Source organism: Bacillus sp. BS3(2021) (assembly GCF_021043345.1).
Lineage (GTDB): Bacteria > Bacillota > Bacilli > Bacillales > Bacillaceae > Bacillus > Bacillus paralicheniformis.
Genome location: NZ_JAJNDM010000004.1, coordinates 224,511 through 239,606, shown reverse-complemented (window position 1 = coordinate 239,606; position 15,096 = coordinate 224,511). Strand labels below are relative to the sequence as shown.

17 protein-coding genes are annotated in these 15,096 nt (G+C 47.5%); all 17 read right to left on the bottom strand.

Annotation, left to right across the window (positions count from 1 at the left end; translation table 11 throughout):
- Positions 1 to 31 precede the first annotated feature (31 nt).
- A complete protein-coding gene (gene topA / locus LQ247_RS11245; RefSeq protein WP_231006062.1) occupies positions 32 to 2,107 on the bottom strand; it encodes a type I DNA topoisomerase in 2,076 nt (691 codons plus the stop codon).
- Positions 2,108 to 2,311: 204 nt separating this feature from the next.
- On the bottom strand, positions 2,312 to 3,214 hold the full coding sequence (gene dprA, locus LQ247_RS11240) for a DNA-processing protein DprA (RefSeq protein ID WP_057957852.1): 903 nt from the start codon (positions 3,212 to 3,214) through the stop codon (positions 2,312 to 2,314).
- 112 nt (positions 3,215 to 3,326) lie between these two features.
- The gene (gene sucD / locus LQ247_RS11235; RefSeq protein ID WP_020451379.1) at positions 3,327 to 4,229 is read right to left on the bottom strand and encodes a succinate--CoA ligase subunit alpha; all 903 of its coding nucleotides are present in this window, start codon (positions 4,227 to 4,229) and stop codon (positions 3,327 to 3,329) included.
- A gap of 18 nt (positions 4,230 to 4,247) precedes the next feature.
- Entirely contained in the window at positions 4,248 to 5,408 is a 1,161-nt protein-coding gene (gene sucC / locus LQ247_RS11230; RefSeq protein ID WP_026579739.1) for an ADP-forming succinate--CoA ligase subunit beta, read from the bottom strand.
- Between the two features lie 175 nt (positions 5,409 to 5,583).
- Complete coding sequence (locus tag LQ247_RS11225) at positions 5,584 to 5,868, bottom strand: FlhB-like flagellar biosynthesis protein (protein ID WP_020451377.1); 285 nt, start codon at positions 5,866 to 5,868, stop codon at positions 5,584 to 5,586.
- Complete coding sequence (locus LQ247_RS11220) at positions 5,865 to 7,562, bottom strand: hypothetical protein (RefSeq protein WP_035338774.1); 1,698 nt, start codon at positions 7,560 to 7,562, stop codon at positions 5,865 to 5,867. The genes LQ247_RS11225 and LQ247_RS11220 overlap by 4 nt, the downstream gene beginning before the upstream one ends.
- A 24-nt stretch (positions 7,563 to 7,586) precedes the next feature.
- Positions 7,587 to 8,354 carry a ribonuclease HII gene (locus LQ247_RS11215; protein ID WP_048350339.1) on the bottom strand — a complete coding sequence of 256 codons (768 nt, stop codon included), beginning with the start codon at positions 8,352 to 8,354 and terminating at the stop codon, positions 7,587 to 7,589.
- 77 nt (positions 8,355 to 8,431) lie between these two features.
- Positions 8,432 to 9,283, bottom strand: coding sequence for a ribosome biogenesis GTPase YlqF (gene ylqF / locus LQ247_RS11210; protein ID WP_020451374.1), 852 nt, complete (start codon positions 9,281 to 9,283; stop codon positions 8,432 to 8,434).
- Between the two features lie 114 nt (positions 9,284 to 9,397).
- A complete protein-coding gene (gene rplS / locus LQ247_RS11205; protein WP_020451373.1) occupies positions 9,398 to 9,745 on the bottom strand; it encodes a 50S ribosomal protein L19 in 348 nt (115 codons plus the stop codon).
- 138 nt (positions 9,746 to 9,883) lie between these two features.
- Positions 9,884 to 10,615 carry a tRNA (guanosine(37)-N1)-methyltransferase TrmD gene (gene trmD / locus LQ247_RS11200; protein ID WP_020451372.1) on the bottom strand — a complete coding sequence of 244 codons (732 nt, stop codon included), beginning with the start codon at positions 10,613 to 10,615 and terminating at the stop codon, positions 9,884 to 9,886.
- Complete coding sequence (rimM, locus tag LQ247_RS11195) at positions 10,612 to 11,136, bottom strand: ribosome maturation factor RimM (RefSeq protein WP_020451371.1); 525 nt, start codon at positions 11,134 to 11,136, stop codon at positions 10,612 to 10,614. The genes trmD and rimM overlap by 4 nt, the downstream gene beginning before the upstream one ends.
- 4 nt (positions 11,137 to 11,140) lie before the next feature.
- Positions 11,141 to 11,527, bottom strand: a complete 387-nt coding sequence (locus LQ247_RS11190; protein WP_020451370.1) for a YlqD family protein — start codon at positions 11,525 to 11,527, stop codon at positions 11,141 to 11,143.
- 137 nt (positions 11,528 to 11,664) lie between these two features.
- Complete coding sequence (locus LQ247_RS11185) at positions 11,665 to 11,910, bottom strand: KH domain-containing protein (RefSeq protein ID WP_023857213.1); 246 nt, start codon at positions 11,908 to 11,910, stop codon at positions 11,665 to 11,667.
- A complete protein-coding gene (gene rpsP / locus LQ247_RS11180; protein ID WP_006638197.1) occupies positions 11,910 to 12,182 on the bottom strand; it encodes a 30S ribosomal protein S16 in 273 nt (90 codons plus the stop codon). Before rpsP ends, LQ247_RS11185 begins: the two co-directional genes overlap by 1 nt.
- A 107-nt stretch (positions 12,183 to 12,289) precedes the next feature.
- Positions 12,290 to 13,630, bottom strand: a complete 1,341-nt coding sequence (gene ffh / locus LQ247_RS11175) for a signal recognition particle protein (protein WP_231006059.1) — start codon at positions 13,628 to 13,630, stop codon at positions 12,290 to 12,292.
- Between the two features lie 15 nt (positions 13,631 to 13,645).
- Positions 13,646 to 13,969 (bottom strand): putative DNA-binding protein, encoded by a 324-nt coding sequence (locus LQ247_RS11170; RefSeq protein ID WP_020451367.1) that lies wholly within the window; start codon positions 13,967 to 13,969, stop codon positions 13,646 to 13,648.
- Positions 13,970 to 14,102: 133 nt separating this feature from the next.
- Positions 14,103 to 15,089: a signal recognition particle-docking protein FtsY gene (gene ftsY / locus LQ247_RS11165; RefSeq protein WP_020451366.1), complete on the bottom strand. Its 987-nt coding sequence runs from the start codon at positions 15,087 to 15,089 to the stop codon at positions 14,103 to 14,105.
- Positions 15,090 to 15,096: the final 7 nt, after the last annotated feature.

The window sequence follows — 15,096 nt, the reverse complement described above, 5'->3', positions numbered from 1 at the left end:
ACAAAGAAGGTGAGCAAAGCCCTGCTCACCGCTACTTTTGTTGTTCTTCCTTATAATTGCAATTCACGCACTGCACTTGAACGCCTTTTTTGAGCTTTTTCTCGACAAGCATGTCCTCACATTTCGGACATTTCCGTTCAAGCGGTTTATCCCATGATACGAATTCGCATTCAGGATAGCGGTCACAGCCGTAAAAAATACGGCGTTTTTTCGATTTGCGCTCGACGATGTTGCCGGTTTTGCATGAAGGGCATTTGACCCCGATCTCTTTTACAATCGGCTTGGTGTTGCGGCAGTCCGGAAAATTGGAGCAGGCCATAAATTTGCCGTAGCGGCCCATTTTATAGACCATCGGGTGGCCGCACTCTTCACAGTCCACACCCGCATACTCCGGTTCGATTTCCACTTCCTGCATCTCGGCTTCCGCCTTTTCAACGCGTTTTTCAAAGTCCTTGTAAAAGGAATCGATGATCTGCACCCATTGAATGTTTCCGTCTTCAACGTCATCAAGCTCTTTTTCCATTTTGGCGGTGAACTCAACATTAATGATCTCAGGGAAAAACTCCATGATCAAGTCAAGCACGATTTGACCGAGTTCAGTCGGGATAAAGCGTTTGTTATCAAGGGCGACATACCCGCGCTTTTGAATTGTGTCAAGCGTCGGCGCGTAAGTCGACGGACGGCCGATTCCCAGCTCTTCAAGCGTTTTGACCAGCCTTGCTTCCGTATAGCGCGGAGGCGGCTGTGTGAAGTGCTGTTCGGGTTCGATATCTTTTGAAAGAACGGTGTCGCCTTCAGCGAGATCCGGAAGCATCTTATTCTTCTCTTCCATCTGATCGTCTTTTCCTTCAACGTACACCTTCATGAAACCTGAAAACTTGACTTTACTGCCGTTCGCCCGAAATGTCAACCCGTTGTTTTCAAGATCGACGCTCATCGTATCGAGTGTCGCCGGAGCCATCTGGCTTGCGACAAAGCGCTCCCAGATCAGCTTGTATAGTCGAAGCTGGTCTCTTCCCAATACCGCCTTCAGATCGGAAGGCTTTCTGAGCACCGAGGTCGGCCTGATCGCTTCGTGGGCATCCTGGGCGTTTTCATTCTTTTTGGCAGGTTTTCGCTTGCTCCCCAAAAATTCTTTTCCGTACTGTTCGCCGATGAATGATGCCGCTTCTTCTTGAGCTGTATTCGAGATGCGGGTTGAATCCGTTCTCATATAAGTGATTAACCCGACAGTTCCTTCTTTGCCGAGATCGATTCCTTCATAAAGCTGCTGGGCGATCATCATCGTTTTCTTTGCCCGGAAATTTAATTTACGCGCCGCTTCCTGCTGAAGCGTCGATGTTGTAAACGGGAGCGCAGGGTTCCGCTTCCGTTCTTTTTTCGTAACCTTTTTAACCTCAAATTTGTTCCCTTTGATCTGGGAGAGGATTTGTTTTACATCTTCTTCGCTTTTCAGCTGGTGCTTTTCGCCGTTTATTCCGAAGAAACTCGCTTCAAATGTTTCTTTGCCTTTGAGAAAAGACCCTTCAATGGTCCAATATTCTTCAGGTTTAAAATCGTTGATTTCTTTTTCTCTGTCAATGATAAGGCGGAGTGCAACAGATTGGACACGTCCCGCACTCAAGCCTTTTTTTACTTTTTTCCATAAAATCGGGCTGATTTTGTACCCTACAAGGCGGTCCAGAATTCTTCTCGCCTGCTGGGCGTCGACAAGATCCATATTGATCATGCGCGGATGCTTAAATGAATCTTTGATCGCATCTTTTGTAATCTCATTAAATACGACGCGGCAGTCGGAATTCAGATCCAGATCAAGGCTGTGTGCCAAATGCCACGCGATCGCTTCCCCTTCCCTGTCGGGGTCGGCTGCGAGATAGACTTTTTTTGCCTTTTTGGCGGCCGTTTTTAATTCTTTTAACACGGGGCCTTTCCCGCGGATCGTGATGTATTTTGGTTCAAAGTTCTGCTCGATGTCAACGCCCATCTGGCTTTTCGGCAAGTCTCTGACGTGTCCCATCGAAGCTTTCACTTTATATTTTTTTCCTAAGTATCGCTCAATCGTTTTTGCCTTTGCAGGCGATTCCACGATGACTAAGTATTCGGACATAACATTATCCCCCTCAAGAGGTGTTCTCTCTCTTTTCAATTTAGCCTTTTTATTGTATTCAGCATAATCGTCGTTTATATAATCATTATTTTTACGAAAAGTGTCTGATTTAATCCTTCTATATGTTGAACGCCGATTAAAGCGTTTAAACTTGAAATCCTCACTATTATTAAATATTACAATACAGTTTGTCAAACGATAATTCTAAACAGGTTCCGGATATTGAGTGCGTGAAGGCGGCAGTTCGCTCAAAATATCTTCAATATTCAATACGAGTTTCGCCCCTTCCTGGATCAGCCTTGAAGGACCGAAAGAGTTGGCGTCAAAGATCGGACCAGGCACGGCGAACACCTCCCGCCCCTGCTCAAGGGCTTGATATGCTGTGATGAGCGACCCGCTCTTTTCCTTTCCCTGGACGACAACGATTCCTTCCGTTAATCCGCTGATCAGCCGATTTCGCATCGGAAAGTGCCATTTTTGAGGTTTAACGTGGGGAGGGTGCTCTGATACCAGCAGGTGGTTTTCGGCCATTTGACCGGCGAGCTGGCGGTGTTCACGGGGATATATGCTATTGAATCCGCCCGCGATGACGCCGATTGTCCTTCCCTTTGAACAGATGCTCTCCTGATGGGCAAGACCGTCAATTCCTTTTGCAAGGCCGCTGACGATCGTCCAGCTTTTTTTGCAAAGCTCCCTGACAAGGTGAACCGCTGCTCTTTTTCCGTATAATGACGGGCTGCGGGTTCCGACGATTCCGATCAGTCTTTGTTCATTGAGAAGTTTAACATCTCCTTTTAAAAAAAGGACGGGAGGCGGGTCATGAATGGTTTTCAGGCTGGCTGGATAATCGGGGGAACATATGGCGGCCATGCGGACTCCAGCCGCTTCGTAAGAACGGATGAGCCGTTTAACATTAGACAGTTCTTGTTCCGCCAGTTTTCGTATGGAGCACAAGTCTGATCTTTTTAATGAAAGCTTCGTTAAAAGATGGTTTTTTTCGCCCGTAAGAGACAAGGAAGGATCCTGCTTCCACCACTTGGTCAGCAGAGAAGGGGAGAGTGTGCCGCGAAGGCGGAGCAATATCAAAAGCTCGCTGCTGTCGTTCATTCAAAAACCTCCAAACATTTTTAAAACAAAACAATCTGAAAGTACTAAACGATTTAACCAGTTATGAAAAAGCAGGAATAGACCAATCGGACTATTCCTGCTCATGTTAAGATCAGTGTGTTTTACACGTTTCGTAAAGGCCTTTTTCCTTCAGCACTTTAATCAATGTTTCTCCCATAACAGAAGGCGTTTCAGCCACTTCGATTCCGCAGGCGTTCATTGTTTTGACCTTTTCGTCCGCCGTTCCTTTTCCTCCGGAAATGATGGCGCCGGCATGCCCCATACGCTTGCCAGGAGGCGCTGTTTTTCCTCCGATGAAACCGACGACAGGTTTGGTCATGTTGGCTTTCACCCATTCGGCCGCTTCCTCTTCAGCTGTTCCGCCGATTTCGCCGATCATGATTACTGCATGTGTATCAGGATCTTCATTAAACGCCTTCAGCACATCGATGAAGTTCGTCCCGTTGACAGGGTCTCCGCCGATGCCCACTGCCGTTGACTGGCCGACTCCTGCTTCTGAAAGCTGATGAACCGCTTCATATGTAAGGGTTCCTGAACGCGACACAACGCCGACATGGCCTTTTTTATGGATATATCCGGGCATGATCCCGATTTTACACTCCTCAGGCGTAATGACTCCTGGACAGTTCGGACCGATGAGCCTTGTTTTCTTGTCTTCCATATACCTTTTAACTTTTACCATATCCAGCACCGGAATGTGCTCAGTAATACAGATGACAAGATCAAGCTCAGCATCTGTCGCTTCCATAATCGCATCGGCTGCAAAAGCCGCAGGAACGTAAATGACAGACGCATTTGCTCCGGTCTGCTTTACAGCCTCTTCGACCGTGTTGAACACAGGCACCCCTTCAACCTCTGTTCCGCCTTTGCCCGGTGTGACTCCGCCGACAATTTTCGTTCCGTATTCAAGCATCTGCTTTGTGTGAAACAAAGCGGTTGAACCCGTTATCCCCTGAACAATGACTTTTGTGTCTTTATTAATAAATACACTCATTTTGGTCCCCTGCCTTTCTTACTTCACTAAGGATACGATTTTCTGCGCGCCGTCAGCCATTGATTCCGCAGACGTAATATTGAGTCCTGAATCATCGAGGATCTTCTTGCCGAGATCGACATTGGTGCCTTCAAGGCGAACGACAAGCGGCAATGTCAGACCGACTTGTTTCGTCGCTTCAACAACACCTTCTGCAATGACGTCGCATTTCATGATACCGCCGAAAATATTGACAAAGATCCCTTTGACGTTTTGATCAGACAAAATGATCTTGAACGCTTCCGTTACCTTTTCAGCTGTCGCGCCGCCTCCAACGTCAAGGAAGTTGGCCGGTTCCCCTCCGTAGTGCTTGATAATGTCCATGGTCGACATCGCAAGCCCCGCTCCGTTGACCATGCAGCCGATGTTTCCATCGAGCGAAATATAGCTTAAATCATACTTGGATGCTTCGATTTCCTTCGGATCTTCTTCATCGAGATCTCTGTACTCCAAGATGTCTTTTTGTCTGTATAGCGCATTGCTGTCAAAGTTCAGCTTGGCGTCAAGGGCCATGACTTTTCCGTCACCTGTGACGACGAGCGGATTGATTTCAGCAATGGAACAGTCTTTTTCAGTAAACGCCTTGTACAATCCCATCATAAACTTAACAGCCTGGCCGACAAGCTCTTTCGGGATATTGATGGCGAAGGCGATTTTTCTCGCCTGGTAACCCTGCAGTCCGACAGCCGGATCGATCACTTCTTTGACGATTTTTTCCGGCGTTTTTTCAGCGACTTCTTCAATTTCCGTGCCGCCTTCTTCGGATGCCATCAGCACGATGCGTGAAGTCGCCCTGTCAAGAACCAGACCGACATAGTATTCTTTTTTGATATCGCAGCCTTCTTCAATAAGTAAGCGTTTTATTTGCTGGCCGTCAGGACCCGTCTGGTGAGTGACAAGCGTCTTCCCCAACAATTCATCCGCATAGGCTTTGACTTCTTCTTTTGATTTTGCAATTTTAACCCCGCCAGCTTTACCGCGTCCGCCGGCGTGAATTTGAGCTTTCACGACATAAACCGAGCTGGACAGCGCTTCCGCTGCTTTGACCGCTTCATCTGCTGTAAATGCCACTTTACCTTCCGGAACAGCCACTCCGTATTGTCTGAGTACTTCTTTCCCTTGGTACTCATGGATATTCATTTCCCATCCTCCTAACTTATGTAGCAAAAATAAAAATAGACTGCGCTTTCATTTTATATAATCATAGATCGATTGTCTAGGTTTCGATGAGAAATCGTAAAATCCTTCTAAACATTCACACTTTTATTTTATTAAAAATATAAAATTAATAGAGGAAACGGCTTTTTTTCAAAAGTCATTCCCTCTTTTTCAATTTTTCATCAAGCGTATAGACGAATGAAAAGATCTCGGCGACGATTTCGTAAAGCGCTTCAGGAATGTGATCGTCAAGCTCCAAGTGGCGCATTAATTCGACAAGCGTCGCATCTTCCTGAATCGGAACGCCGGCTTTCTGCGCCTCTTCAATGATCTTCTCCGCCGTGTATCCCGATCCTTTGGCAACCACCTTCGGCGCCTTATCCTTCATTTCATCGTAGTGAAGCGCAACAGCTCTTCTTAATGGAACAGATTCTTCCTTCATATTTTCACATCCACTGCGCTCTCTGTAATTTGTTCAAAGCGGGCGTCCAGAAAAGGAGCAAGCTTCATGTTTTCCCGTTTTTTTGCTGTGACGCCTGACAAGCTGTAGCCCAGTTCTTTCAGATTTTCCTTTAAAGCGGGGACCAGCGGTTCAAGCAAAGGCTCCAAGTCGAATCCTGTTTCAATTGTAACCGTCATGACGTTTTGCTGGATTAAACAATCGATCACCGTCTCTTCCAAGGCCTCCAACTGAAGGTAAAACATAAGGCGGCACTGGGAAGGGTCGATCTTTCCGTCGTCCTTTTTCTGCCCTTTTAAGAAAACGGTCAAATCCTGAACGCCGTTTTTTGAAAACAAAGGGTACGACAGAAAAAGCTGGCTCTGGGCAGGCTGATCATTTTGCAAAAACAGCTGTCCGTTTAAACGGTGAAAGATTTGATCAGCTTCCTGTTTTACAGGAGCGGGAAGATCGGAAGCATGCCTCATTTCATTCAGCACGAGCTTTAAAGATTGAAGGCCCTGATCTTTGAGAACAGCGCCGTTTTCCATCGCTCTCAACAATGAGAGTTCATCTCTGACGCCTAAAAGGTCTTTGATCTTGAGGAGAACGGAAAATACATCGGCTTTATTCGTTAATGCAGGTGCTGTTTCTTTCATGATATGCTGCAATAATTCCGTCTCTTTTGGCGTGAATCCGCCCGGAACGGCCGGAGCTTGTCCTAGAGATCCGCTCGATTCAAGCGCTCTGATGACGCCTGCCGCTTCTTTTACAATATGCGTCCCGTTCGTTTCGGCTTGTGCCGCCAATTTAGCGAGCAGGTCTTTAGCTGCCGCGATTTCTGCTTTTTGCGGCTGCTGCTGAACAGCTTTTGCTTCTTGTCCTTGGGTGCCGCCGGCGTCAGCTTTTTGCAAAGGATTCCCGACTTCTGAATGAACCTGCGGCTTTAATGGCTGAACGCCCTGCAGTTCTCCTTTTTCGAGCGACCTGACGTGTTCTGCAAGCTTTTGAATCAGCTTTTCGGCATGCACCTCGGTCTCCGCTTGTAAAACAGGCAAAAGCGCCTGCTTCAGCTTTTCCATGCCTGCGGATTGCTGAGTGGCGTTCGTGATCATATCAAATGTTTTGGCAATCTGCTCGTTCAGCGGTACTGGGTTTTTGACGGCCAAAATCGAATCGAGCACGCCGGGATGGACGGGAAGTTCGCGTTTAAGAGCGAACATGACGGCATCGGCGCCTTTTTGGGCGTCAGACTTCGGCAGATTTTCAAGCCACTTGATGGCGGCTCTTAAATCGTTTTCCCTGATCGGCTGCTGCTCCTTCAGCAACGCTCCGACCAGAAAGACAGCTTCCTTCGTCCGCTTCAGAGAAAGCCCGTTCAACAGCTTAAAAGCGGCATCCTGCACTGTCTTTGGGTTTTTGTCAAACGCTTCAACGACCTGAAGGCGGCCTGTCGCTTCATCAGGCTTCTTTTCATACGAAAACCAGTAATGAGCGCCCGCTTTCAGGGGTGCCTCAAGCTTCCCCTGCCATTTCGTATTGCCGATTTGTATTTCGGCGAACTGCTCGCTGATAAAGCGGAGCACTTTGCCGAGCATCAGCCTTTTCTGATCCGTCTCCGTTCCGCTGATCCGCTGGAGAGGATCAGCTTGTTCAAATTGTTTTCTTAAGCTGTTATGTACATCGTTCAGCATCATCAAAGTCATTCTTCCTCCGGAACGTTATTCATGTGCTTTAACAGGGGCGAACGATCTTCGGTGTATCGGCGACGGGCCGTATTTGGCAAGGGCATGCAGATGCTCTTTTGTTCCGTAGCCTTTATGCTTTTCAAAGCCGTAGAGAGGATACTTTGCGGCGTATTCATCCATCAGCCTGTCTCTCGTCACTTTTGCGATGCATGCGCCTGCCGCTATCGATGCGCTTTTTGCATCCCCTTTAATGATCGATGACTGCTCTGTTTCGACTGCAAGCGACATGGCGTCGATTAGAAGATAATCCGGAGCGACGTCCAGCGCTTGGACCGCTTTCAGCATCGCCGCTTTCGAGGCTTCATAAATATTCAGCTCATCGATCTCATCAGCGTCAGCGATCCCGACGCCGACTGCTGCGGCTTCTTCCATAATGTATGAATAATAGTCTTCTCTTTTTTGCTTTGACAGTTTTTTCGAATCTGTCAGCCCTAATATTTCACAGTCTTCTTTGAGGATGACAGCGGCGGCAACAACAGGCCCTGCGAGAGGCCCTCTGCCCGCCTCGTCGATTCCGGCGATATATTGATAGCCCCGCGCTCTCAGCGACCGTTCGAAAGACGTCATCACCTGCCACTCTTCCTGCATGGCCGAAAGCCTTTCATTTTTCTTCAGCCAGGCGTCGACAAGCGCTTGGACGCTTTTTCGCCCATCATTTTTGCACTGCTCTATAAAAGGGTCTTTTTCATCACTCACCGATTGAAGATGTTCTTTAATTTCTTTGACGGTTAATGTTTTCACTTTCTCTTCTCCCCTAATGTTCTTATCGGCGCATCTCCTGCAAAAATAAAGGCCCGCTCTTTTAAAAGCGCGCCTTTTTACATATCCTCCGGCTTTTCAAAAGAAAGCGGACCGAACTTTTCGGTGCGGATATCGCGGATGATGACTTCTGTCGTCTTGTCGTAATTGATCTCGCCTCCGGCCATGAGACAGCCGCGTTTTTTTCCGATCTCATCAAAAAGCGCTGCAATCTCTTCTGGAATCTCTTCCAGATCGTAGCGCTTTTTTAAGCGCTCAGGGTAATTCTCTTCCAAAAAGCGCAAACCGTAGACGGCGACATCCTGCAAGTTGATAATCGAATCTTTAATTGCACCTGTTGCCGCAAGCCTCAGCCCGACAAGCTCGTCCTCAAACTTCGGCCATAAAATCCCCGGGGTATCGAGAAGCTCGAGCTCTTTTCCGACCTTCACCCACTGCTGCGCCGTTGTGATCCCGGGTCTGTCGCCCGTTTTGGCGATGTTTTTTTTCGCCAGCCGGTTGATTAAAGTCGATTTGCCGACGTTCGGAATGCCGACGATCAACGCTCTGATCGCGCGCGGCTTTACACCTTTTGCTTTCATTTTATCAAACTTTTCTTTCAGCAACTCTTTTGAAGCGGGAAGAATTTGATTGAGCCCCTGTCCGTTGACCGAGTTGATGGCGAGAGAAGGAATCCCGTCTTTTTCAAAGTGCTGCTTCCAAGCCTTCGTCACGGAGGAGTCCGCTTTATCCGCCTTGTTGAGCAGCATGATCCTCGGTTTGTTTTTTAAAATCTCTTCAATCATCGGGTTTCTTGAAGACATCGGAATTCTGGCGTCGACCAGTTCGTATACAATGTCGATCAGCTTGAGTTTCTCCGTTACTTCCCGCCTCGCTTTGGCCATATGCCCTGGGAACCATTGGATCACCATTTGTCTGACACCTACTTTCTGTTATTGCTATTCTTTTAATGGTGCGGTGCATTTATACTTGTTTGACAAAAAAAGAGCTTGTTATGGTTAACAAGCTCTTTTCGTTCGTTATCTTTATCGTCTGATTTCTTTAATACGAGCCGCTTTTCCACGAAGTTCGCGCAGGTAATAAAGTTTCGCACGGCGTACTTTACCATGACGGACAACTTCGATTTTCGCGATTTTCGGTGTGTGCAATGGGAATGTACGCTCAACTCCGACACCGTAAGAAATCTTACGAACTGTGAAAGTTTCGCTGATTCCGCCACCACGACGCTTAATCACGACACCTTCAAAAACCTGGATACGCTCACGGTTACCCTCGACAACTTTAACGTGTACACGTAAAGTATCACCAGGACGGAACGCAGGCAAATCAGTGCGCAATTGTTCTTTTGTGATATCTTCAATCAATTTTTGCATCGTCTTCAACTCCTTCCAACAGATGCTCTTGCGCGAGTTAACCGGCACAGCGGAACATCGTTTTCAAACTTAAACGAGCGTTCCCGTTCAAGTCACAAGTAGTATCATACCACACCTTTTTTCCGGGTGCAATAGAATCTACCGGTTTTTCCATTCAGAAATCCATTTTCGCTCTTCTTCAGATAAAGGATAGTTTTCCAGAAGGTCGGGCCGCCTTAAAAAAGTGCGCCTGAGAGACTCCTTCCGCCGCCATTCTTTGATTTTCGCATGGTTCCCGGATGTCAGAACGTCCGGCACCTTCAGGCCTTTATAATCTGCCGGCCGCGTATAATGGGGGTGTTCAAGAAGCCCCGTGCTAAAAGAGTCTTCAAGGTGCGATTCTTCCTTGCCGAGTACGCCCGGCAAAAGCCGCACAACACTGTCTGCGATCATCATCGCCGGCAGCTCTCCCCCTGTCAAAACGAAATCTCCGATCGAAATTTCGTCTGTAGACAGGTGCTCTCTGATCCGCTCATCATACCCTTCATAATGCCCGCAAATGAACATTAAATGCTCTTCCTGCGCCAGTTCTTCAGCCTTCTGTTGGGTATAGCGTTCCCCTTGGGGGCAGACGAGGATGATTCTCGGAGACCCTTCGGCTTCAGCTGTCAGCTTTTCGACCGCATCAAAGACAGGCTGCGGTTTCAGCACCATTCCTGCTCCCCCGCCGTATGGATAATCATCAACGGTTTGATGCTTGTTGTCGGAAAAGGCCCGAAAGTTCACCACGCGAAAGTGGACAGCGTCCTTATCCTGAGCTTTTTGCAGGATCGACGAGCCGAGCACACCTTCAAACATTTCCGGAAAAAGCGTTAAAAAATCGATTTTCATTCGTCAAGTAACCCTTCCATGATATGAATCTTGATCGTTTGATCCGCCACATTAATCTCTTTGACAACGGCGTCGATATAAGGGATAAGCGCGTCTTTCTTTCCCGGTCTGGCCACGACCCAGACATCGTTGGCGCCCGGCGTTAAAATTTCTTTGACCTTGCCGATTAAATCCCCGTCTTCCGAAAAAACATCGCAGCCGATGATTTCGTGAAAGTAGTACTCGTCTTCCGCCAACTGGCTTAATTGGTCTTCGGGAACTTTAATCAAGGCATTCTTTAATTTTTCGGCTTCGGTGAGCGTTTCAACCTCTTTAAACTGCAAAAGGTGGAACTGTTTATGAAGCCTGTGGGCGCTGACGGTCACCTTGACAGGCTCGTCTGTTCCTTCACGGAACAAGTAGAGAGCGTTTCCGGGCTTGTACCGTTCCTCAGGAAAATCGGTTCTTGAAATGACGCGGACTTCGCCTTTTACCCCATGAGTATTAACAATTTTCCCTACATTAAACCATTGTTTCAGCATTTCTTCACCTCGGACGAATTTCAATGACGATCCCGTCTTTAATCACGATTGTTTTTCCCGTCGTCATATCATGCCAATTATCCCCGACTTCAATGTCCATTAAAGCGTCGATTTCTTTTTCCTTTACTTCGCTGCCAAGCGGCAGTGTATGGATTTGATTGATTTGAAAAACGATCATTTTAATCTTGTCCTGACGTTTTTCAATTTCTTTTTTAAATGATTCAGTCGCTGCCGGATTGTGGTGTTCCTTTTCGTGCTTCCTGAGCTGAAAATAGAGCTGGTTGCATTCGCGCTCAAGGATTTCCTTTCGTTCTTCAAAAGAAGCCAGCAGCTTTTTTTTGCTGTTTTCAGTCAAAACCTGCATAACGGTAACACGTTGGATAATTTGCATGGCATCATCACCTACTGTCCCGTGATTTTTCCTTTCCCTGAAATCCGGCAGCCTGGCATAAGCTGACAATCGGAATCGTTCATCTGTTTCTATTTTTCTTACATGTTAAAAAAGGGGGAGGTTTTCACCCTCTCCCCTTAGTCTGCGATCTCAAGTTGAACTTTCTTAGAAGACTGTGCGCCTGCCGCAAATACGACAGAGCGTATCGCCCTTGCAGTGCGCCCTTTTTTGCCGATGATCTTGCCGGTATCCTCTCTGTTGACAGACAAGCGGAACATCGTCCGCTCTGGATTTTCCTCTCTGAAAACCTGAACGTCATCCGGATGATCCACAAGCGGTTTGACCAGTGATACAATCAGCTCTTCCAAGTGCAGATCACTCATTATTTGCTTTGTTTAGCGTTGTGGAATTTTTCCATAATGCCTTCTTTAGAGAACAGGTTGCGAACCGTGTCAGATGGTTTAGCTCCTGTTTGAAGCCATTTAAGCGCAAGCTCTTCGTCGATTTTGACTTCCGCTGGTTTTGCAACCGGGTTGTAAGTTCCGACTGTTTCGATGAAACGGCCGTCACGCGGTGAACGAGAATCTGCTACAACAATACGATAGAAAGGAGATTTTTTTGCTCCCATACGTTTTAAACGAATTTTTACTGCCATTTTACTAGCACCTCCGAAAATATTTCAACAAGATAGTATATTAACAATGATAAAAGTGTTTGTAAAGTGTTTTTTCTTAACAACGTTTTTATCATCTGAAAACAGGTTTACATGAAGGGCAGTTTAAACCCTTTTTTCTTGCCTTTTGTCATGTTTGTCATCTGTTTCATCATTTTTTTCATTTCTTCAAATTGCTTTAAAAGACGGTTGACTTCCTGTACGGATGTCCCGCTTCCTTTCGCAATCCGTTTGCGCCTGCTTGCATTGATGATCTCAGGCTGCTCTTTTTCCTTCCCGGTCATCGACTTGATGATGGCTTCGATATGGCTGAGCTGTTTTTCATCAACTTTAACGTTTTTTAAGCCTTTCATTTTGCCTGCGCCGGGCATCATTTGAATCAGATCTTCAAGCGGCCCCATATTGCGGACCTGTCCGAGCTGTTCCAAAAAGTCGTCGAGCGTAAAGCTCATATTTTTCATTTTTTGCTCGAGTTCTTTCGCCTTTTCTTCGTCTACGTTGGCCTGGGCTTTCTCGATAAGGGTGAGCACATCGCCCATTCCGAGAATTCGCGAGGCCATCCGTTCGGGATGAAACGGCTCCAGCGCATCAAGCTTTTCGCCCATTCCGGCAAATTTGATCGGCGTGTTGGTCACGGCGCGGATCGACAAGGCCGCCCCGCCTCTTGTATCACCGTCAAGCTTCGTCAGAATGACACCCGTCACACCGAGCTGTTCGTTGAAGCTTTTGGCAACATTTACCGCATCTTGACCCGTCATGGAATCAACGACAAGGAAAATCTCTTCCGGCTGAGCTGTTTCTTTTACCTGCCCAAGCTCATCCATCAGGTCTTCATCAATGTGAAGGCGTCCCGCCGTATCGATGAGAACGTAGTCATGATGATTTTCTTTCGCCTTTTCGATGGCCTGCTTGGCAATCTCAACCGGACTGACCTTGTCACCCAGTGAAAATACCGGCATATCGAGCTGTTTGCCGAGCGTTTCCAGCTGTTTGATCGCCGCCGGGCGATAGATGTCTGCTGCCACGAGCAGCGGATTGCGGTTATGTTTTTTGCGAAGCAGGTTGGCGAGCTTTCCGGTCGACGTCGTTTTACCGGCCCCTTGCAAACCGACCATCATGATGACGGTCGGCGGACGCTTTGCAGCGGCAATCTTGCTTTCCTCGCCGCCCATCAGCTCCGTCAGTTCTTCTTTTACCACTTTAATGACCTGCTGTCCGGGCGTCAGGCTTTTCATGACGTCTTGTCCGACAGCTCGTTCGCTTACCTTTTTCACAAAATCTTTCACGACTTTAAAATTGACGTCCGCTTCAAGGAGCGCTAAACGGACTTCGCGCATCATGTCTTTGACGTCTTGCTCCGTTACTTTTCCTTTTCCGCGGATTTTTGAGATCGTTTGCTGCAGTCGGTCGGCTAATCCTTCGAATGCCATATTAAGTGCCGCCTCCTAATCTAATTTCTCAAGCGCGTCGATCAGGGATTCCGCTTCGGGCTGACCGTCAGTCAGCTTTCTCAGCTCTTCAAAAATCTTATTGCGCTCTTGAAATTTTTTAAACAAAAGTAGCTTTTCTTCATATTGCTCAAGCATGGCTTCGGTCCGCTTGATATTGTCATAGACCGCTTGCCTTGAGACATGATATTCTTCAGCTATTTCGCCAAGGGAGAAATCGTCTAAGTAGTAAAGCGACATGTAGCTTTTTTGTTTTGATGTCAACAACGACTGATAGAAATCGAATAGGTAATTCATTCTCGTTGTTTTTTCAAGCGTCATGAGACTCTCCCCTTTGTTAAGTCAAATCCCTTTACGATACATTAGTTTACGCTGAAATATTTGATCTGTCAAGTTTTTATCTTGTCATACATGACGGCGAAAAAGAAAACCCCGGCGAAGGGGTTTTCCGCGCCTACTCTTCTTTCTCGATCAGATCGGAAAACAGGCCGTATACATATGACTCTGCTTCAAACGGCTGCAGGTCATCCATTTTTTCTCCCAGTCCGACAAACTTGACCGGAATCTGGAGCTCGTGGCGGATGGCGAGGACGATGCCGCCTTTTGCCGTTCCGTCGAGCTTCGTCAGCACGATGCCGGAGACATCAGTCGCTTTGGAAAATTCGCGCGCCTGTGTCATCGCGTTCTGTCCTGTCGTCGCATCCAGTACGAGCAACACTTCATGAGGTGCATCAGGCACTTCGCGCTGAATCACGCGCTTTACCTTTTCGAGTTCTTTCATTAAGTTCACTTTATTTTGGAGACGTCCTGCCGTGTCGCAAAGCAGAACATCGGCGCCGCGCGCTTTCGCGGCTTGAACGGCGTCATAGATAACGGCCGCAGGGTCCGAGCCTTCAGCCTGTTTGACGACATGCGCGCCGACGCGCTCTCCCCACACTTCAAGCTGATCGATCGCGCCGGCTCTGAATGTATCTCCGGCAGCAAGGACGACATTTTTGCCTTCTTTGATGAATTGATGGGCAAGCTTGCCGATCGTCGTCGTTTTGCCGACGCCGTTTACGCCGACGAATAAAATGATGTTTAAGCGGCCGTCTTCGACGCGGAGCTCTGCTGCTTCCTGCTCCCCGCCTTCATAGATTTCGACGAGCTTTTCAGAAATGACGGACTGAACCTCTTTCGGGTCCTGAATATTTCTTCGTTTGACCTCGCTTTTCAGTTCGTCAATCAGCTCCATCACCGTTGAAACGCCGACATCAGCGCTGATCAGAACCTCTTCAAGCTCTTCAAAAAAATCCTCGTCCACTTTCCGGTAGCGGGAGACAAGCTCATTGACCCGCTCCTGAAACGTATTTCTCGTTTTCGCCAGGCCTTCTTTAAATTTGCCTGAAACCGAATCGGTCTGCTGTGTGATTTTTTCTTTCAGTTTTTTAAAAAAGCTCATGTCCTGT